The 17,570-nt window shown below is 72.7% G+C and carries 19 protein-coding genes and 6 tRNA genes; 16 read left to right on the forward strand and 9 right to left on the reverse strand.

What is annotated here, in order from left to right:
* Window positions 1-122 precede the first annotated feature (122 nt).
* The gene (gene cobA, locus ACIRGB_RS25665; RefSeq protein ID WP_403869479.1) at window positions 123-1,355 is read left to right on the forward strand and encodes a uroporphyrinogen-III C-methyltransferase; all 1,233 of its coding nucleotides are present in this window, start codon (window positions 123-125) and stop codon (window positions 1,353-1,355) included.
* 1 nt (window position 1,356) lies between these two features.
* A complete protein-coding gene (locus ACIRGB_RS25670; protein ID WP_403869482.1) occupies window positions 1,357-2,175 on the forward strand; it encodes a TrmH family RNA methyltransferase in 819 nt (272 codons plus the stop codon).
* Window positions 2,176-2,196: 21 nt separating this feature from the next.
* Here the strand turns inward: ACIRGB_RS25670 and ACIRGB_RS25675 are convergent, their stop codons facing one another.
* Window positions 2,197-3,657: a protein kinase gene (locus ACIRGB_RS25675; protein ID WP_403869907.1), complete on the reverse strand. Its 1,461-nt coding sequence runs from the start codon at window positions 3,655-3,657 to the stop codon at window positions 2,197-2,199.
* 589 nt (window positions 3,658-4,246) lie between these two features.
* Between ACIRGB_RS25675 and ACIRGB_RS25680 the strand changes: the two genes are divergently transcribed.
* The 3 genes from ACIRGB_RS25680 to ACIRGB_RS25690 all read left to right on the forward strand — a co-directional run bounded on the left by ACIRGB_RS25680 (window position 4,247) and on the right by ACIRGB_RS25690 (window position 6,119).
* Complete coding sequence (locus ACIRGB_RS25680) at window positions 4,247-4,429, forward strand: hypothetical protein (protein WP_052837821.1); 183 nt, start codon at window positions 4,247-4,249, stop codon at window positions 4,427-4,429.
* Between the two features lie 365 nt (window positions 4,430-4,794).
* On the forward strand, window positions 4,795-5,730 hold the full coding sequence (locus ACIRGB_RS25685; RefSeq protein WP_403869485.1) for a phosphotransferase family protein: 936 nt from the start codon (window positions 4,795-4,797) through the stop codon (window positions 5,728-5,730).
* Between the two features lie 101 nt (window positions 5,731-5,831).
* Window positions 5,832-6,119 carry a zf-TFIIB domain-containing protein gene (locus ACIRGB_RS25690; protein WP_052837822.1) on the forward strand — a complete coding sequence of 96 codons (288 nt, stop codon included), beginning with the start codon at window positions 5,832-5,834 and terminating at the stop codon, window positions 6,117-6,119.
* Between the two features lie 56 nt (window positions 6,120-6,175).
* Here the strand turns inward: ACIRGB_RS25690 and ACIRGB_RS25695 are convergent.
* From ACIRGB_RS25695 to ACIRGB_RS25715, 5 genes are all read right to left on the reverse strand, one after another.
* Window positions 6,176-6,247: transfer RNA gene (locus tag ACIRGB_RS25695), tRNA-Val, on the reverse strand.
* A 21-nt stretch (window positions 6,248-6,268) separates the two neighbouring features.
* Window positions 6,269-6,340 (reverse strand) — tRNA-Val (locus ACIRGB_RS25700).
* Between the two features lie 36 nt (window positions 6,341-6,376).
* Window positions 6,377-6,448, reverse strand: a tRNA-Val gene (locus ACIRGB_RS25705).
* Between the two features lies 1 nt (window position 6,449).
* Window positions 6,450-6,523, reverse strand: a tRNA-Cys gene (locus ACIRGB_RS25710).
* Window positions 6,524-6,561: 38 nt separating this feature from the next.
* Window positions 6,562-6,634 (reverse strand) — tRNA-Gly (locus ACIRGB_RS25715).
* Window positions 6,635-6,811: 177 nt separating this feature from the next.
* Between ACIRGB_RS25715 and ACIRGB_RS25720 the strand changes: the two genes are divergently transcribed.
* The 3 genes from ACIRGB_RS25720 (at window position 6,812) to ACIRGB_RS25730 (ending at window position 9,631) form a co-directional block, all read left to right on the forward strand.
* Window positions 6,812-7,873, forward strand: a complete 1,062-nt coding sequence (locus ACIRGB_RS25720) for a chorismate-binding protein (protein ID WP_403869488.1) — start codon at window positions 6,812-6,814, stop codon at window positions 7,871-7,873.
* A complete protein-coding gene (locus ACIRGB_RS25725) occupies window positions 7,870-8,691 on the forward strand; it encodes an aminotransferase class IV (protein WP_403869491.1) in 822 nt (273 codons plus the stop codon). Before ACIRGB_RS25720 ends, ACIRGB_RS25725 begins: the two co-directional genes overlap by 4 nt.
* Window positions 8,692-8,806: 115 nt before the next feature.
* Window positions 8,807-9,631 carry a GNAT family N-acetyltransferase gene (locus ACIRGB_RS25730; RefSeq protein ID WP_403869493.1) on the forward strand — a complete coding sequence of 275 codons (825 nt, stop codon included), beginning with the start codon at window positions 8,807-8,809 and terminating at the stop codon, window positions 9,629-9,631.
* Between the two features lie 33 nt (window positions 9,632-9,664).
* Here ACIRGB_RS25730 and ACIRGB_RS25735 read toward each other — a convergent pair whose 3' ends face one another.
* Window positions 9,665-10,189, reverse strand: a complete 525-nt coding sequence (locus tag ACIRGB_RS25735; protein ID WP_403869496.1) for a DsbA family protein — start codon at window positions 10,187-10,189, stop codon at window positions 9,665-9,667.
* Between the two features lie 191 nt (window positions 10,190-10,380).
* Here ACIRGB_RS25735 and ACIRGB_RS25740 point away from each other — a divergent pair, with 191 nt between their 5' ends.
* Window positions 10,381-10,833, forward strand: a complete 453-nt coding sequence (locus ACIRGB_RS25740; RefSeq protein WP_403869499.1) for a hypothetical protein — start codon at window positions 10,381-10,383, stop codon at window positions 10,831-10,833.
* 178 nt (window positions 10,834-11,011) lie between these two features.
* Window positions 11,012-11,191 carry a hypothetical protein gene (locus ACIRGB_RS25745; protein ID WP_003977283.1) on the forward strand — a complete coding sequence of 60 codons (180 nt, stop codon included), beginning with the start codon at window positions 11,012-11,014 and terminating at the stop codon, window positions 11,189-11,191.
* A gap of 93 nt (window positions 11,192-11,284) precedes the next feature.
* On the opposite strand, the gene ACIRGB_RS25750 is transcribed toward ACIRGB_RS25745, so the two are convergent.
* Entirely contained in the window at window positions 11,285-11,845 is a 561-nt protein-coding gene (locus ACIRGB_RS25750) for a CGNR zinc finger domain-containing protein (RefSeq protein ID WP_403869502.1), read from the reverse strand.
* Between the two features lie 299 nt (window positions 11,846-12,144).
* The gene (locus ACIRGB_RS25755; RefSeq protein WP_004002642.1) at window positions 12,145-12,558 is read right to left on the reverse strand and encodes an SsgA family sporulation/cell division regulator; all 414 of its coding nucleotides are present in this window, start codon (window positions 12,556-12,558) and stop codon (window positions 12,145-12,147) included.
* A 191-nt stretch (window positions 12,559-12,749) separates the two neighbouring features.
* Here ACIRGB_RS25755 and ACIRGB_RS25760 point away from each other — a divergent pair, with 191 nt between their 5' ends.
* The 6 genes from ACIRGB_RS25760 (at window position 12,750) to ACIRGB_RS25785 (ending at window position 17,534) form a co-directional block, all read left to right on the forward strand.
* Window positions 12,750-13,202: a TIGR02611 family protein gene (locus ACIRGB_RS25760; protein WP_403869505.1), complete on the forward strand. Its 453-nt coding sequence runs from the start codon at window positions 12,750-12,752 to the stop codon at window positions 13,200-13,202.
* A 78-nt stretch (window positions 13,203-13,280) separates the two neighbouring features.
* Window positions 13,281-13,352 (forward strand) — tRNA-Val (locus tag ACIRGB_RS25765).
* Window positions 13,353-13,704: 352 nt separating this feature from the next.
* Window positions 13,705-15,006, forward strand: coding sequence for an ABC transporter substrate-binding protein (locus ACIRGB_RS25770; RefSeq protein ID WP_403869910.1), 1,302 nt, complete (start codon window positions 13,705-13,707; stop codon window positions 15,004-15,006).
* Window positions 15,006-16,004, forward strand: a complete 999-nt coding sequence (locus tag ACIRGB_RS25775) for a carbohydrate ABC transporter permease (RefSeq protein ID WP_403869508.1) — start codon at window positions 15,006-15,008, stop codon at window positions 16,002-16,004. The genes ACIRGB_RS25770 and ACIRGB_RS25775 overlap by 1 nt, the downstream gene beginning before the upstream one ends.
* Entirely contained in the window at window positions 16,001-16,921 is a 921-nt protein-coding gene (locus ACIRGB_RS25780; protein WP_403869510.1) for a carbohydrate ABC transporter permease, read from the forward strand. Before ACIRGB_RS25775 ends, ACIRGB_RS25780 begins: the two co-directional genes overlap by 4 nt.
* A gap of 13 nt (window positions 16,922-16,934) precedes the next feature.
* Window positions 16,935-17,534: a hypothetical protein gene (locus ACIRGB_RS25785; RefSeq protein WP_403869513.1), complete on the forward strand. Its 600-nt coding sequence runs from the start codon at window positions 16,935-16,937 to the stop codon at window positions 17,532-17,534.
* The last annotated feature ends 36 nt before the right edge of the window (window positions 17,535-17,570 follow it).

A 17,570-nucleotide genomic window follows, 5' to 3' on the forward strand; every position in this document is an offset into this window, starting at 1 on the left:
TCCGGCGACGGGGTCCCGTCACCGGGCCACTGGTCCAACCACCGGACCACCTGGGCCCCACCGGCCACCCCGCCGTAAAATCCGCACGTCAGCGCCACCGCCGCAAGAGGAGCCGTCCCCTCATGGCCGAACACCCCGCCTACCCCGTTGGCCTCCGCCTCACCGGCCGCCGCGTGGTCGTCCTCGGCGGTGGACAGGTAGCCCAGCGCCGCCTGCCCGCCCTCATCGCGGCCGGCGCCGACATCCGCCTCGTCTCGCCCGAGGCGACCCCCTCCGTCGAGGCCATGGCGGACGCGGGCGAGATCACCTGGGAGCGCCGCCCGTACGCGGACGGGGACCTCGCGGACGCCTGGTACGCCCTGATCGCCACCAGCGACCCCGAGGCCAACAACGCCGCCTCCGCCGAGGCCGAGCGGCACCGCGTCTGGTGCGTCCGCTCCGACGACGCCGACCGTGCCACGGCCTGGACCCCGGCGACCGGACACAGTGAGGGCGTCACCGTCGCCGTGCTCACCACCGACGCGCGCTACCGCGACCCCCGCCACACCGCCGCCATCCGGGACGCGGTGGTGGAGGGCCTGCGCGACGGCACCCTCGTCGCCCCGCACCAGCGCACCCGCACCGCCGGCGTCGCCCTGGTCGGCGGCGGCCCCGGCGACCCCGACCTGATCACCGTCCGCGGGCGCCGCCTGCTCGCCGAGGCCGACGTCGTCATCGCCGACCGGCTCGGCCCCCGCGACCTGCTCGCCGAACTGCCGCCGCACGTCGAGGTCATCGACGCGGCCAAGATCCCGTACGGGCGCTTCATGGCCCAGGAGGCCATCAACAACGCGCTGATCGAGCACGCCAAGCAGGGCAAGGCGGTCGTACGGCTCAAGGGCGGCGACCCGTTCGTCTTCGGCCGGGGCATGGAGGAGGCGCAGGCCCTGGCCGAGGCGGGCATCGCGTGCACCGTCGTCCCCGGCATCTCCAGCTCGATCTCGGTCCCCGGCGCGGCCGGCATCCCGGTGACCCACCGGGGCGTCGCCCACGAGTTCACCGTGGTCAGCGGGCATGTCGCCCCCGACGACGAGCGCTCCCTGGTCGACTGGCCGTCCCTCGCGAAGCTCACCGGCACGCTCGTGATCCTCATGGGCGTGGACAAGATCGGCCGGATCGCCGAGACCCTCGTCGCGCACGGCAGGTCCCCCGGCACCCCGGTCGCCCTCGTCCAGGAGGGGACCACGGCCGCCCAGCGCCGGGTGGACGCGACCCTCGCCACCGTCGCCGAGACCGTTGTCGCCGAGGACGTCAGGCCGCCCGCCGTCATCGTCGTCGGCGAGGTCGTCGGAGTCGGCCCGCACGGGACGGTCTGACGTGGCCGGCCTCGTCACGATCGACGACCCCGACGACCCGCGCCTGCACGACTACACCGGCCTGACCGACGTCGAACTGCGGCGCCGCCGCGAACCCGCCGAGGGCCTGTTCATCGCCGAGGGCGAGAAGGTCATCCGGCGGGCCGGCGAGGCGGGCTACGCGATGCGCTCGATGCTGCTGTCCGCCAAGTGGGTCGACACCATGCGCGACATCATCGACGAGGCCCCGGCCCCGGTGTACGTCGTCGACCCGGCGCTCGCCGAACGGGTCACCGGCTACCACGTGCACCGCGGCGCGCTCGCCTCGATGCAGCGCAAGCCGCTGACCCCGGCCGCCGACCTGCTGACGACGGCCCGGCGCGTCGTCGTCATGGAGTCCGTCAACGACCACACCAACATCGGCGCGATCTTCCGCTCCGCCGCCGCGCTCGGCATGGACGCGGTCCTGCTCTCCCCGGACTGCGCGGACCCCCTGTACCGGCGCAGCGTCAAGGTCTCGATGGGCGCCGTCTTCTCCGTGCCGTACGCCCGCCTCGACACCTGGCCAGCCGGTCTGACGACGGTCGGCGAGGCGGGCTTCACGCTGCTCGCCCTCACCCCCGACGAGCGGGCCGAGCCGCTCGACGCGGTCGCCCCGCACCGCATGGACCGGGTGGCCCTCATGCTGGGCGCCGAGGGCAGCGGCCTGTCCCGGCGGGCCCTGGCGGCGTCCGACACGTGGGTCCGCATCCCGATGTCCCACGGTGTCGACTCCCTGAACGTGGGCGCGGCCGCCGCGGTCGCCTTCTACGCGGTGACGGCGGGACGCCCCTCGGCGTAGGCACCCGTCCGGGCGCGGGCCTCAGCGCCCGGAGGCACGCTGCTCCGGAAGTCCGCCGGGCAGGACCCCGCGCTCCTGCTGTCCCACCCGCTCCTGCTGCGTCGCCCGCAGGCCGCCCCGCTCGTCGCCGAGCCCGCGCGAGGGCCCCTGGCAGCCCTGTGCGGCGGCGATGGCCAGCGCGACCAGCAGCGTCACGACCACGAACACGAACAGGCGCTGCCGCAGCAGCCGCGGATTGGCGGGCCGTCGCCAGCCGTTCCCCGTCGTCCTGGGCCCCGTACGGCCGGCTCCACTGCGTGGTGCGGACCTGCCGCCGTCGTTGCGGGAGGAGTTCCGGCCCGTCGTGTCGCGGGAGGAGTTCCGGCCGGTCGTGTCGCGGGAGGACGGCGTCGGCCGGGACCCGGACCGGGCCCCCGCACCGCCGCCCCGCGACGGTGTGCCACCGCGTGAGGGTGCTCCGCCGCGGGGCGGGACGGAACCCCGGGACCCGGTTCCCCGCGATCCCGACGTGCCGCGCGGCGGGGGAGTGCCCTGCGCGCCCGGCCGGCCCTGCGGACGCCGCGGGGCACGCTCCGGGTAGGTGTCGGCGATCCGCCCCGTGGGCACGTCCGCCTCAGCACTGCGCGGCGCGGGCGGCCGTACGTCGGCCATGCCCTGGGCCTCCCGGGCGGCGATCTCCTTGAGCCGCAGCGACAGTTGCAGGGTGCTGGGGCGTTCCTCGGGGTCCTTGGCCAGGCACGCCCGCACCAGCGGGGCGAGCGCGTCCGGGACGCCGTGCAGCTGGGCCTCCTCGTGGACCACGCGGTACAGCATCACCTCGGAACTGCCGTGCCCGAAGGGCGAGTCGCCCATCGACGCGTACGCCAGCGTGGCACCGAGCGAGAACACGTCCGTGGCCGGGGTGACCGCGGCCCCGCGCACCTGCTCCGGCGCGAGGAAGCCGGGGGAGCCGACCGCGGTGCCGACGTGCGTGAGGGTGGAGGCACCGGTGGCCCAGGCGATGCCGAAGTCGATGATCCGCGGCCCCTTCGGGGACAGCAGGATGTTGGACGGCTTCAGGTCCCGGTGCACCACCCCGGCCTCGTGCACGGCGACCAGGCCCTCGGACAGGGCGGCGCCCACGGCCGCGACGTCGGCCGCGCCGAGCGGACCCCCGTCGGCGACCTTGTCGTGCAGCGAGGGGCCGGGCACGTACTGCGTGGCGAACCAGGGGCGGTCCGCCTCCAGGTCCGCGGCGACCAGCCGGGCCGTGCAGCCGCCCCGGATGCGCCGCGCGGCCGAGACCTCACGCGCGAACCGCGACCGGAACTCCTGATCCTCCGCCAGGTCCGGCCGGATGACCTTCAGCGCGACCCGCTGCCCCTTCTTGTCGGAGCCCAGGTAGACCACGCCCATCCCACCCGCGCCGAGCCGCCTGTGAAGCCTGAACGAGCCGACGACGCGCGGGTCCTCGCGCCTCAGGCGCATCATCGCCATGTTCATCCCCGCTGCCCGGTCCCTGTGACGTGCCACAGCTTACGTTTCCACGGCCGCCCGCGCGCAGAGGCCGCGCCCTCTCGCGAGAACGGATTGTCAGTGCCCGGTGCGAGAGTTGAGGCGGGATCAGCGAACGCGTGCACGGAGCGGGCACCCCGCGCCCGTGATCCCAACCGGCCGCCGGGGCGGGGGGATTGGGCCGGGGGAGGGTGACCGGGCGGGGACGGCCGTGGGCGGCGGGGAGAGGCCGCGCACCCACGGCGTGGTGGCGGGCCCGGTGGGCCCCGGGGCGGGGGCGGAGGCGTCCCTGGGGGCGACCGGAGTGAGGGATGTCACCGGACAGTCCGGAGATACCGGGACACAGTGGGCACCCCGTCCGGGAAGACCCCGAGACCCGGAAGCCGGTCTCCACCCAGGGGAGTACTCGACAGGGGGTGGCTCATCCTCCGGGAGGCCCGGCAATCGGTACGAGGGCATGACGTCGGGCGATCGCCCGACGCATAGATTTGAGGTCAAGCGGCGGGTGCAGTACTCGTCCCCCGAGGTCAGACACCCGCCGCTGCAACGAGACAACGAAACGGTCAGGAGAGGGACCATGGCCCAGACGGTTCCGCGGACGCTGGTCCGCACACGGCAAAGCCGCCGTCAAGGCCGTCGCCACCCCGCGGTGGCGACGCTCATGGCCCTGCCCCTGGCGGTCCTGCTCCTCCTCGTCTTCGACGGGTGGGAGACAGTGGCCACACAAGCGTCGTCCGTGGGTGTGGTGCTGGGGCGCTGAGCGGCGACCCCAGGCCCGGAAGAGCGGTCCGGGCGGGGACATCCATCCATGAAACCCCGTGGGGACGGGGGTGCGGCGGACGGCAAAATGCCGGCGCAGCTGGGGAGCTGCGCCGGCATTGCTTTGCCCTCAGGGTCTTCGAGACATCCGGCCCGGAGGGACGCGCCCGGCCCCGCGCCGGTACGGGGCGCCGCCCGGAAGGCGGGACCGCCGCGTCGGCCCGGGGCGGGACCCGACGCCGGAGCGCGGCAGGACGGGGGCCGGAACGGTAGGCCGGGGCAGGCACGGTGGGCCAGGGCGGGCACGGTGGGCCAGGGCGGGCCGGGGAGCACGGCCGCACGCCGCGCCTGCGTACCCTCACCCACGTGACCACGGACGCCCCCGCTCTGCTCCCCGCCCTCGAAGCCCGCGTCAGGGAAACGGCCCACGCCCGCGCCTCGGCCTGCCCCTGCGGCGCGGCCACCCTCGCCGACCGCCCCGACGCCACCGTCGTCCGGCACGGGGACACCGTCGCCAAGGCCCACGCCGCGGACGCCGACCCCGCCGAGCTGTCCCTCCGTGTCACGGCCGCCGCCCGGCTCCCCGGCGTGCTCCTGCCCCCGCTCGCCCCGGCCCCCCTCGACCTGCACGGGCGGCTCGTCACGTACTGGCCCTACGGCACACCCGTCGACCCGCAGGACCCGGACGCCGCTCCGTGGGAGGCCGCGGCCACCCTCCTCGCCCGCCTCCACCGCACGCCGGCCCCCGCCCCCGTACCCCCCATGCGCGGCCCCGCGAAGGCGGCCCTGGCCGCCGCCCGCCTCCGGCACACCGCCCCCGGCCACCCCGCCACCGCGCCCGTACTCGCGGCCTGGGCGGCGCTCCCCGCCTGGGCGCGCGGCGAGGCCGCCATGCCGGACACGACCACCCTCTGCCACGGCGACCTCCACCTCGGCCAGCTCATACGCCACCCCGCCCCCGAGGGACCCTGGCTGCTGATCGACGTCGACGACCTCGGCACCGGCGTCCCGGCCTGGGACCTGGCCCGCCCCGCGGCCTGGTACGCGTGCGGGCTGCTCCCGCCCGAGGAGTGGCACCGCTTCCTGACCGCCTACCGCGCCTCCGGCGGCCCCGCCGTCCCCGCCGACGGCGACCCCTGGCCCGCCCTGGACGTCCCGGCCCGCGCCCTCACCGCGCAGACCGCCGCCCGGGCCGTCACCAAGGCGGCCCGGGAGGACCGGCCGCTGGACGAGGTGGAGCATGCCCTCGTCGACGCCTGCGCGCGCATGGCGTCCGCCCGGCCCGCCGCCCCACGGAGCTGAGCCGAAGTTCCGCGAAGTAGGGTGCAACCGACCCGCGGCGGGACAGAGTCTGTCCTGGCGATACGTGAAGCAGGACCGACCGGCGAGGAGTTGAGCCGAGCATGCAGTGCCCCAAGTGCCACGCACCGATGCACACCTACAACCGCAACGGCGTTCAGATCGAGCAGTGCAGCGGCTGCCGCGGCATCTTTCTCGACTACGGCGAGCTGGAGTCGCTGACCCGCCTGGAGGCCCAGTGGTCCCAGCCCGCGCCGCCGCCCCCGCCCGCCGCGCCGCAGGCGTACCCGGCGGCCCAGGCCCCGGCATGGGGCGCCCCGCAGCACGGCGGCCACGGTCACTACGGCCACCACCGCCAGAAGAGCTTCGGCCGCATGCTCTTCTCCAGCTGAACCGCCCACGACGAAGCCCCCGGCCGCTCGAGGCGGCCGGGGGCTTCGTTTACGTGTGGACGATACTGGGATTGAACCAGTGACCTCTTCCGTGTCAGGGAAGCGCTCTCCCGCTGAGCTAATCGTCCGGGAGTGGTGCGATGACTGCGTGCGCGATACTGGGATTGAACCAGTGACCTCTTCCGTGTCAGGGAAGCGCTCTCCCGCTGAGCTAATCGCGCGGGGATCCGTACGGATCGGTGATCCTTGCGGATCAGTGGACGATACTGGGATTGAACCAGTGACCTCTTCCGTGTCAGGGAAGCGCTCTCCCGCTGAGCTAATCGTCCTTGGAGGTGGAGACGGGATTTGAACCCGTGTAGACGGCTTTGCAGGCCGTTGCCTCGCCTCTCGGCCACTCCACCAGGAGTGCAGAAGGCCCGGGAGGCCCCCTGTTCCTGCGAGCGGACGACGAGGCTCGAACTCGCGACCTCAACCTTGGCAAGGTTGCGCTCTACCAACTGAGCTACGTCCGCCTGTCGGTTCGGTCCGCTTGCGCGGCCCGGCGACGTGATGAACTCTAGCGGATTCCGGGGCCAGCACAAAAACGCGTTTGCGCAGCGTGCTGCGGTGCGTGCGCCCGCGCACCAGGTCAGGGCACCCGGAAGGACACGTTCGGGTCACCTCAGGGCCACCGGCCTAGACTCGACAGCGTGCTCGACCTCCCTCCCCTCGCCCGCTTCGGCGACCGTCTCGCCACCGGTCTCCTCGACGTCACGAGCGATCCCGCCGCCCTCGACTCCGAGGGGTTCTGGGCGGTGTGCGCGGGCTTCGAGGGCCGCCTGACCTGCGCGCGCTTCGCGCACGTACGGACCGAGCCGGTGCCCGCGCCCGGGCCGGGAGCGTGGCGGGGCCCCGCCGTCGGCGACTGGACGTCCTCGCTCGACCACGGCGCGTACACGGCGGGCGTACGGCGCATCCGCGCCCACATAGCCGCCGGCGAGGTCTACCAGGCCAACCTCTGCCGGGTGCTCTCGGCACCCGTCGGCCCCGGCGCCGACGTGGACGCGCTCACCGCCCTGCTGGCCCGCGGCAACCCGGCGCCGTACGCCGGAACGATCCGGCTGCCCGGGCACGGCGTCGAGATCGCCACCGCCTCGCCCGAGCTGTTCCTGCGCCGGGACGGCCGGACGGTCGAGTCCGGGCCGATCAAGGGCACCGGCCGGACCGAGGCCGACCTGCTGGAAAAGGACTACGCCGAGAACGTCATGATCGTGGACCTGGTCCGCAACGACCTGGGGCGGGTCTGCGCCACGGGCACGGTCACGGTGCCCGACCTGTGCGCCGTGGAAAAGCATCCGGGCCTCGTCCACCTGGTGTCCACGGTGCGCGGCGAGCTGTCCGCGGACGCCGGCTGGCCCGAGCTGCTCGACGCCGCCTTCCCGCCCGGGTCCGTCACCGGCGCGCCCAAGTCCAGCGCCCTGCGGATCATCGACGCTTTGGAGACCGCGCCCCGGGGCCCGTACTGCGGGGGCGTCGGCTGGGTCGACGCCGACCGGGGCACGGGCGAGCTGGCCGTGGGCATCCGCACCTTCTGGATCGACCGGGCCCCCGACGGCGCCGCGCGGCTGCGCTTCGGCACCGGCGCCGGCATCACCTGGGGCTCCGACCCGGAGGGCGAGTGGCGGGAGACCGAACTGAAGGCCTCCCGGCTGCTCGCGATAGCGTCGGGGGCGTACGAGGCGAACGGAACCGGAGAGGCGCTGACGACGTGAAGATCTGGCTCGACGGCGGGTTGCAGGACATCGGGTCCGCCCGCGTCTCCGTCCTCGACCACGGGCTGACCGTGGGCGACGGCATCTTCGAGACGGTGAAGGCGGTGGACGGCAGGCCGTTCGCGCTGACCCGGCACCTGGACCGGCTGACCCGCTCGGCCCGGGGACTGGGCCTGCCCGACCCCGACCTCGACGAGGTGCGCCGCGCCTGTGCCGCCGTCCTCGACGCCAACCCGATGCGGCTCGGCCGGCTGCGCATCACCTACACCGGCGGCCACGGCCCCCTCGGCTCCGACCGCGGCGAGCACGGCCCGACCCTCGTCGTCGCCCTCGGCGAGGCCGCCCGCCGCCCCGGCTCCACGGCCGTGATCACGGTGCCGTGGACCCGCAACGAACGCGGCGCGCTCACCGGCCTGAAGACCACCTCCTACGCCGAGAACGTCGTCGCCCTCGCCCGCGCCCGCGAACGGGGCGCCTCCGAGGCGCTGTTCGGCAACACGGTGGGGCAGCTGTGCGAGGGCACCGGGTCCAACGTCTTCGTCGTCCTCGACGGCGAGATCCACACCCCGCCGGTCGCCTCCGGCTGCCTCGCCGGGATCACCCGCGCCCTGGCCGTCGAGTGGACCGACGCCCGCGAGACCGACCTTCCGATGGACGTCCTGGAGCGTGCCGACGAGATCTTCCTGACCTCGACCCTGCGGGACGTCCAGGCCGTGCACCGTGTCGACGACCGCGAACTACCGGGCACCCCGGGACCGGTGACCGCCAAGGCCGTGCGGATCTTCGAGGAGCGATCCGGGGACGACCTGGACCCGTGAGCCCGGGGCCGTGAGCCCGTGAGCCCGGTTCCGCGGGCCGGGACCGGTGAGCCGGAGCCGCGAAGCCGCCGATATTCGGCTGCCGTTCTCGTCCACGGTGGGTAGAACTGCCGTGATGACCACGACCCTGCGGCCGACCGAGCCGCTCCAGCGCGCCGCCGACGGGACCCGTTCGCGCCACTACCAGGTGTGCGTGAACAGCCGCCCCGTCGGTGTGCTGCACCTCGGCACCTCCTCCTCCCTCGGCGACTCGGTGGCCGTGATCCACGAGCTGCGCGTCGACGAGCCGGACCGCCGGCGCGGCCGGGGCACGGTGGCCGCGCTCGCCGCGGAGGAGGTGGCGCGTTCCTGGGGCTGCCGCCAGATCGAGGCGGGCGTCGCCGGCGACGCCGAGGCGGGCACCCGGCTCGCCCAGGCACTCGGCTACGCCCTGCGCAACCGCACCATGGTCAAGCCGCTCGGCGCGACCCCGCCCGCCCTGCCCGCGGGCAGCCGGGCCCGGCCCATGACGCCGGAAGAGTTCGCCGCCTGGCAGGCGTACGAGACGGAGCGGTACGCCCGCACCTGGATGGAGCGGGGCGTGCCCGAGGCCGACGCGCACGAGAAGGCCCGCCGTGACCACGAGGTGCTGCTGCCCCACGGGCTGGACACCGAGAACACGCTGTTCAGCGTGTTGGAACACGACGGTGAACGGGTCGGGACCCTGTGGCTGGCGCTGCGCGAGGACCGGGCCTTCGTCTTCGACGTCGAGGCCGACGCGTCCCACCGGGGCCGGGGCCACGGCCGCACCCTGATGCTGCTGGCCGAGGCCCAGGCGATCGCCGCCGGCCGCCCCCTGATCGGCCTCAACGTCTTCGCGGGGAACACCGCGGCCGAGCGGCTCTACGAGTCGCTCGGCTACGAGACCACGCGGTACAGCTACTGCAAGCCGCTGCTGTGACGGCGGGCGACCGGTCCCGGCCGCCCGCCGTCCTCAGTCCCGCTGCTCGCCCAGCAGCCGGTCCGCGATCTCCTCGACGCGCTCGCGCAGCCCTTCCTGGCTTTTGCCGCCGTCGAGGCGCTCGCCGCCGATCACGTACGTGGGGGTGCCGGTCACGCCGATCGCCTTGCCCTCGGCCTGGTCGGCGTCGACGATCAGGATGTGCCGGCCGTCGATGAGCGCCGTGTCGAACTCCTCCGCGTCCAGCCCCAGTTCCCGGGCCACCTCGACCAGGAGGGGTTCTCCCGCGCGGTCCAGCTCCGCGACCCGGTCCAGGACGGCCTCGGCGTACGCCCAGCCCCGGCCCTGGGCGAACGCCTCCTCGGCGGCCTGCGCGGCGGCGAAGGCGTGCTTGTGCTTGTCCAGCGGGAAGTGCCGCAGCCGCACGTCCAGCCGGTCGCCGTAGCGGGCGCGCAGGGCGCGGAGGTCGTCCAGGGCGGTGTGGCAGTCCGGGCACTGGAGCTCGCACCAGACGTCGAGGACGGGCGCGGCGGGACGGACGGGGGAGGAGTCGCTCATGCCCTCCATCCTCCCAGCCCACGGCGTGCCGCCCCAACCGGCCTCGTACCGCGAGCCCGGCACCTGCGGAGGAGCCGACCCCTAGATCTCCCTGATCTCGGTCCCACGGCATGGCCTCACGGCGGGCGGACGGTGCAGGATGGAAGAGGCGACGTACTCACGCCCGACCGAGCCCAGCCCTGGAGGACCGGATGATTGCCGAGACCGTCTGCTCCGCGGTGTCCGCGGCGGGCCTGGGTATCGCGGCGGTCACCGCGTACCGCAAGCGCTTCCTCGCCGCCGCCCGGATCGCCGCCTACGCACTGGTCCCGATCGGCCTGGTGATGACCGGAGTCGTCGAGTGGCTGGCCGACACGGCCTTCAGCCCGGTGGCCTGGGCGGGCTTCGGTGTGCTGGGCGTGTCCTGGGTGCTCTTCATGACCACCCGCGCGGTGGAGCGCCGCCGCGGCGGCACCCGCAAGGAGCGCAAGGAGGCCCGGGCCGCGGCACAGCGCGACGCGGTGGCCCCCGGCGCCCCCGCCCCCTCCCTGGGGGCGCCCTCCCGTCCGGCGGCCCAGCCCGCGCCCCGCCCGGCGAAGGCGTCCCGGGGCGGTGACGACGACTTCAGCGACATCGAGGCCATCCTCAAGAAGCACGGGATATGAAGCGCGCGGCCTGACGGCCTGGCGCCGGGGGCTGAAACGACACAGCGGTCCGAGGCCGACAGTGCGCGCTCCGTAATGATCACGATCCGACCGGACATTGCGACATTCAACCAACACCTGGTCGTCACGGGCGTGTTGATCGCGTGGACCCCACCTGCTGCGTCATCATCGCGGCGAGATGCCGGACACCACTCAGCTGGATTCCCAGCTGGACACGAGACAGAGCGAAACCGCGCGGGTGCAGGACGAACCACGCGGCTGCCTCTTCGCCCTATCCCAGCCACCGCTCATGATCTTCCTGGCGGTGATCGGGTGTCTGCTGCTCATGGCTTCGTTGCACGATCTGCTGTTGCTGTGAGCCGTACCCGCGCTCCCCGGCGCCACCCGCCGGGGGCCGCGTGGCCGTCCGCGCATCCGCGGCCGCGGCCGCACCAATCTCCCGAGGGCGGTGTCAGCCCGCCGCCTCCTTGCGCCGGGCCCGGTAGGCGGCCACGTGCAAGCGGTTCCCGCAGGTGCGGCTGTCGCAGTACCGCCGCGAGCGGTTCCGGGACAGGTCGACGAAGGCGCGCCGGCAGTCGGGGGCCTCGCACCGCCGCAGCCGCTCCTGCTCCCCGGCCACCACGAAGAACGCCAGGGCCATCCCGCAGTCCGCGGTGAGGTGGTCCGCGACGGAGGCGCCGGGCGCGAAGTAGTGGATGTGCCAGTCGTAGCCGTCGTGGTCGGTGAGCCGGGGCGTGGTCCCGGCGGCCGCGACCAGGTCGTTGATCAGCCCCGCCGCGGTCCGGGCGTCGGGAGCGGCGAAGACCGCCGCGAACCGGCCGCGGATGCCCCGCACCGCCGAGAGATCGAGCTCCGTGAGCACGCCGACCTCGCTGATGTCGTGCGCCGCCACGAATTCCTGGAGGGCCGCGACGTCCGGCAGCCCGTCCGGAGTCGATTCGTCCTCCGGCACCGTGTTCACCAGATCCACCACGGTGTCGAGCGCGCACCGGGTGTCGTGGGTGATCAGCACGTTTCGCTCCCTGGCCTGGGGGTCGGGCGGGCGCCCGCCGATGCTGGCCGATGGTAGCGGCCGGCGCGGCGGGCGAACCGGCCGCGAGCCGGCCGCGAGCCGGCCCCGGTCGTCGGTTGCCCCTACAACGGCGGCCGGCCCGCCTTCGTTCCCCGGTACCGCGCACACGGCGGCGCCGCCCCCGCGGATGATCCCGCGGCGACGACGCCGTATGTGCCGTGTGTGCCGTATGCGGTTGTCCGAGCCCGTGCCGTCACCCCGAGTCGACGGCGACGGGCGGCTTCACGCGGGGCCCCGCCCTAGCTTTCCGCCAGGATGTGCGAGAGCTCCTGATCGAGGTCGAAGTGCCGGTGTTCCGTGCCGGGGGGCACGGCGGCGTCTGTGCGCTTCAGGAAGGACTCCAGGGCCCGCGCCGGGGCCTCGAGCAGTGCTTCGCCCTCCGGGGAGCTGAGAGCGATGCACACGACGCCCTGGCCGTGACTGCGGGACGGCCAGACACGGACGTCGCCGGTACCTGTGGGGCGGTGGAGGCCTTCGGCGAGGAGGTCGCGGGCGAACACCCACTCGACGGTCTCCTCGGCTCCGGTGTGGAAGGTGGCGTGCACGGCGTAGGGGTCGGCCGTGTCGTACCGCAGGCCTGCGGGGACAGGCAGGGAGGACTCGCTCGACACAACGAGGCGCAGGTGCAGCTCGCAGCTGACCGTGGTGTTCATAAGCGCCAGGGCCTTTCGCTCAGTGTGCGCTCGGGGATTCGCACGTCGGCGAAATCGACATGCCACCTACGGTGCCGTTGTAAACCCCTCTGAGTGTTTTGCGTGTGTTTACGTAACTCTTCCGGCCGAGAGATCGTTCGGGTCGTACGCCCATTCCGGTGACAGGTTTCGCTCCGGTAGTGTTTGGCCGTATGAACACGGGGAGTAACAAGCCCGGCGAGGCGGCCGTGGCGGCAGACCGTACGGGGACGGACGAGGCCACGGTCGAGCGAGCGCTCGGTTCGCGGGCACCGGAATTCATCAAGGCGCGGCGTGCGCTGCACCTGAGCTGGCAGGTCGGCGTCTTCATCGTCGGCCTCGCGGTCGTGGTGGCCGGCATCATCATGCTGCCGCTGCCCGGACCGGGCTGGGTGGTGATCTTCGGCGGCATGGCGATCTGGGCGACCGAGTTCGTCTGGGCCCAGCTGGTGCTGCGCTGGACCAAGCGCAAGGTCACCGAGGCGGCGCAGCGTGCCCTCGATCCGAAGGTGCGGCGCCGGAACATCACCCTGACCGTGATCGGCGTGGTGATCATCGCCGTGCTGGCCGGGATCTACCTGTGGAAGTTCGGCCTCCAGATGCCCTGGAAGATCAAGGACCAGTGATCGCCCGCCGGGGGTCGCCGTCGCGGCCCCCGCTGGTCACGGGCGCCCCTGACATGGGGTAATGTTCTTCCTGCGTCCGGGCGATTAGCTCAGTGGGAGAGCGCTTCGTTCACACCGAAGAGGTCACTGGTTCGAACCCAGTATCGCCCACCGGATCATCAGACGGCCCCGTTCACCTTCGTGAGCGGGGCCGTCTTCGTGTGCGGTGCCGCGGGTGCCCGGGCAGTGCGCCGCGGCCCGCCTTCACTCAACCGTGACCTTCCGCGCCGCCGTCCACAGCGGCCCGGCGCGCGTTCGGCCCGTCGGTCACGCCGCGTCGACCTGTGGGTTCCGCACGGTGGTGACCGGCGGGTTCCGGTCGGGCGCCGGCCTCGTCCCCGGGCGGAGCCGGTGAATTCCTGTCCGAATCATTGACGCGCCCCCGGGCCCTCCGTACCTTGTGCCAGCAAGCGCTTACTTGAAACGATTCATGAAGCGAACGCGATGGCGCGGGGAGGCTCGTATGCAGCAGGGCGGGAATGCGGAGCGGCAGGCCGGGAGGCGGACGATCCTCAAGGCGGCGGGGGCCTCGCTGGCCGTCGCGGGGCTGGGTGCCACGGCCACCGCCTGCGGCGGCGGGAGCGGCTCGGGGGACGGAACGGTGACGATCCGTTACTCCTGGTGGGGTGCCGAGGACCGGGCGGAACGCATCAACAAGACCATCGCGCTCTTCGAGAAGAAGTATCCGAAGATCAAGGTCAAGACCGACTTCCAGCCGTACACCGACTTCTGGAAGAAGTTCAACACCCAGGCTTCCGGGGGGAATCCACCGGACGTCTTCCAGAATGCCATCGGATTCCTCCGCAAATACGACGCCAAGAATGTCCTGCTCGATCTCGGCGAGCAGGTGAAGGCGGGGAATCTCGCCATGGACGGCTTCCGCGCGGGCCTGGAGAAGTTCGGCGAGATCGACGGAAAACTCCTCGGCGTGCCCGTCGGCTCCAACTCGATGGCGCTGGTCATCGACAAGCCCGTCTACACCCGGGCCGGCGTCACCCCCGAACAGGGCTGGACGTGGGACGACTTCGACGCGGCGATGACGAAGATCCGCGACAAGACCGGCCGGGCCGGAGACAGCGGCATGTACGGCGTCATGTACCTCTACGACCTGTACCTGCGTCAGAACGGAAAGGCGTTCTTCACCGAGGACGGACTCGGCTTCACCGAGGCGGACCTGACCACCTGGTGGACCAAGGCGGAGAAGGGCGTGAAGTCCGGCCTGTTCGCCGCCCCCAAGAAGGTCGCCCAGATCAAGCCCAAGTCGGCGCTCTCCGCGGAACTCGCCGGCAGTGAGTTCACCTGGGACAACTTCACCGTCCGCTACACCTCCGAGGGCAAGAGCGAGTACGGTCTCGCGCCGATCCCCACCACGGACGGCAAGCGCACCGGCCAGTACCTCGGCTCCCTGATGCTCAGCGGCTACAAGCGCACCGAGCACCCCAAGGAGGTCGCCCGGTTCATCGACTTCATGGTCCACGACCCCGAGGTCGCGAAAATCATGGGCTACGACCGCGGCGTGCCCGCCACGCAGGCCCAGTACGACGCGTACCAGCCGACCGACCCGGTCAACAAGGCCATCGCCGCCTACGAGGAGTCACTCGTCCGGGCCGGCGTCCTGGAGCGGATCACCCCGCACCCGAACGGCGCCGACATCTGCGAGGCCGCGTTCCTGCGCATCGCGGAGGAGATGGCGCTCGGCTCGCGGTCCGTCGAGGACGCGGTCGAGCAGTTCTTCACCGAGTCGAAGACGGCTCTCGCCGGCTGATGGGAAGCGCCGTGACACACGCCCCCGCGAGGGAGGGCCTGACGGACTCCGGGCCGCGGCACGGCCCCGTGAAGGCCCCGCGCCCCGCCGGGCTGAAGCGACGCAGGCGCCGGGAGAACCTGGCCGGATACCTCTTCATGTCCCCCTGGATCGCCGGGTTCCTGCTGCTGACGGCGGGCCCGATGGCCGCCTCCCTCTACTTCGCGTTCACCGACTACAACCTGTTCGACGCGCCCAGGTGGATCGGCCTGGACAACTTCTCCGAGATGTTCGGCGACCCGCGCTGGCGCCACTCGGTCCGCATCACCCTGTGGTACGTCGTGGTCGGCACGCCGATCAAGCTGATCGCGGCGCTCGGGGTCGCGCTGCTGCTGGCCCAGAAACGGCGCGGACAGGCCTTCTACCGGGCCGCGTTCTACGCGCCGTCGCTGATCGGGGCGAGCGTGTCCATCGCCATCGTGTGGAAGGCGATCTTCTCGGACGACGCGGTGGTCGACCGTACGCAGCAGCTCTTCGGGATCGACGCCGGCGGCTGGACCGGCGACCCGGAACTGATCATCTACAGCCTGATGGCGCTCACCGTCTGGCAGTTCGGCGCCCCGATGGTCATCTTCCTGGCCGGTCTGAAACAGGTTCCGCGCGAACTGTACGAGGCGGCCGACGTGGACGGCGCCGGGAAGCTGCGGCAGTTCTGGAACATCACCCTGCCGATGATCTCCCCGGTCCTCTTCTTCAACGTCCTGCTGGAGACCATCCACTCCTTCCAGATCTTCAGCTCCGCCTACATCGTCGGCGGCGGCGCCGGAGGCAACGCCTGCGGTCCGGCGGACGGCACGATGGTCTACACCTGCTACCTGTACGTCCAGGGCTTCGAGAACAGCCGCATGGGCCTGGCCTCCGCCATGGCGTGGATGCTGCTGGTCGCGGTCGCCCTGGTCACCGCGGTGCTGTTCTGGTCCCAGAAGCGCTGGGTGCACTACGAGGAGGGCGGCCGATGAGTGCGCAGGCCACCGATGTCACTTTGGCCACCGAAGCCCCCAAAGCCCCACCGCCCCCGTCCACCAGGGGCGCCGCGCTCCGGCGCGGGCTGCCCGGGTCGTTCGCCTGGCACCTCGGGTCGCTGGCGATCCTCGCCGTGCTCCTCTACCCGGTGCTCTGGGTGATCGGCGGCTCCTTCAAGGAGAGCGGCGACATCGTCGGCAGCCTGGACCTCTTCCCGGGCGACCCGATCACCTCCAACTACACGAGCCTCGCCGACGGCATCGCGGACATCTCCATCTCCACGTTCTTCGTCAACTCGCTCTTCCTCGCCGTCGGTTCCGTGATCGGCATCGTGGTGTCCTGCTCACTGACGGCCTACGCCTTCGCGAAGATCAGGTTCGCCGGCCGCAACCTGCTCTTCACCCTGATGATCGGCACGCTGCTGCTGCCGTACCACGTGCTGCTGATCCCGCAGTACGTGCTCTTCCGCAACCTGGACATGATCAACACGTACACCCCGCTGCTGCTGGGGAAGTACCTGGCCACCGAGGCGTTCTTCGTCTTCCTGATGGTGCAGTTCATGCGGAACCTGCCCAGGGAGCTGGACGAGGCCGCCCGGCTCGACGGCTGCGGGCACGTCCGCATCTACTGGTCGATCGTGCTTCCGCTGTGCCGGCCGGCACTGATCACCAGCGCGATCTTCACCTTCATCAACTCCTGGAACGACTTCATGGGCCCGCTGATCTACCTCAACGAGCCCGGCAAGTACACGATCTCCCTCGGCCTCAAGATGTTCGTGGACCAGGAGGGCCTGGCGAACTACGGCGGCATGATCGCCATGTCGCTCGTCGCCCTGCTGCCGGTCCTCGCCTTCTTCCTGGCCTTCCAGCGCTATCTGATCGACGGCATGGCGACGTCCGGCCTGAAGGGCTGAGGTGGGGATTCCGATGACCGAAGCGCGGGCCGGGGCCCGTACGGAGCCGGGGGAGTCCCGGTTCGCCCAGGGCTTCGCCCTGTTCGCCGAGTGCCTGCTCACCGGGGTGTGGATCGCGGTGGCGGCCCTGCCGCTGGTCACCTACCCCGCCGCGTTCGCGGCCGGCGCCCGGCACCTCGGGCGCCGGCTGGCCCACGAGCGCGGCGGCTGGCGGGAGTTCGGCGCCGACTTCCGGGCGGCGGCGCGCCACGGGTGGCTCGTCGGGGTCGCCGGCTGGGCCGCCCTGGCGGTGGTGTGGGTCGACGTGCGTGCCGTGCGGGACGGGCTGCCGGGCGGTCCGCTGGTCGGCGCCGTCGGCGTCCTCGCCCTGATCGGCGCGGCCGTCGCGGGGCTGCGGGCGGCGGCGGACTGGCACCCCGGCGCCGCCTGGCGGTCGCTGCTCGCGCGGGCGGGCCGCCGTACCGTGCTCGACCCGGCCGGTTCCTTCCTGCTCGTCGGCGGACTGGCCCTCGTGGTCTGCTCCGCGTGGTTCAGCGCACCGCTGGCCGTCGCCGCCCTGGGTGCCGTCGCCGCGGCCGCCGTCGCGGTGGAGGAGCGCCACCGGCGCCGCTGACCCGGCGCCTTCACCCCGGAGCGGCCCCGTGCCGGA

The organism is Streptomyces sp. NPDC102490 (assembly GCF_044765285.1).
Classification (GTDB): domain Bacteria; phylum Actinomycetota; class Actinomycetes; order Streptomycetales; family Streptomycetaceae; genus Streptomyces.

Bases quoted from the DNA above. Each gene is read 5' to 3' on its own strand.
- cobA (WP_403869479.1), top strand. From the start codon at position 123: ATGGCCGAACACCCCGCCTACCCCGTTGGCCTCCGCCTCACCGGCCGC.
- ACIRGB_RS25675 (WP_403869907.1), bottom strand. From the start codon at position 3,657: ATGAACATGGCGATGATGCGCCTGAGGCGCGAGGACCCGCGCGTCGTC.
- ACIRGB_RS25680 (WP_052837821.1), top strand. From the start codon at position 4,247: ATGGCCCAGACGGTTCCGCGGACGCTGGTCCGCACACGGCAAAGCCGC.
- ACIRGB_RS25690 (WP_052837822.1), top strand. From the start codon at position 5,832: ATGCAGTGCCCCAAGTGCCACGCACCGATGCACACCTACAACCGCAAC.
- ACIRGB_RS25730 (WP_403869493.1), top strand. From the start codon at position 8,807: ATGACCACGACCCTGCGGCCGACCGAGCCGCTCCAGCGCGCCGCCGAC.
- ACIRGB_RS25735 (WP_403869496.1), bottom strand. From the start codon at position 10,189: ATGAGCGACTCCTCCCCCGTCCGTCCCGCCGCGCCCGTCCTCGACGTC.
- ACIRGB_RS25740 (WP_403869499.1), top strand. From the start codon at position 10,381: ATGATTGCCGAGACCGTCTGCTCCGCGGTGTCCGCGGCGGGCCTGGGT.
- ACIRGB_RS25745 (WP_003977283.1), top strand. From the start codon at position 11,012: ATGCCGGACACCACTCAGCTGGATTCCCAGCTGGACACGAGACAGAGC.
- ACIRGB_RS25755 (WP_004002642.1), bottom strand. From the start codon at position 12,558: ATGAACACCACGGTCAGCTGCGAGCTGCACCTGCGCCTCGTTGTGTCG.
- ACIRGB_RS25760 (WP_403869505.1), top strand. From the start codon at position 12,750: ATGAACACGGGGAGTAACAAGCCCGGCGAGGCGGCCGTGGCGGCAGAC.
- ACIRGB_RS25770 (WP_403869910.1), top strand. From the start codon at position 13,705: ATGCAGCAGGGCGGGAATGCGGAGCGGCAGGCCGGGAGGCGGACGATC.
- ACIRGB_RS25775 (WP_403869508.1), top strand. From the start codon at position 15,006: ATGGGAAGCGCCGTGACACACGCCCCCGCGAGGGAGGGCCTGACGGAC.
- ACIRGB_RS25780 (WP_403869510.1), top strand. From the start codon at position 16,001: ATGAGTGCGCAGGCCACCGATGTCACTTTGGCCACCGAAGCCCCCAAA.
- ACIRGB_RS25785 (WP_403869513.1), top strand. From the start codon at position 16,935: ATGACCGAAGCGCGGGCCGGGGCCCGTACGGAGCCGGGGGAGTCCCGG.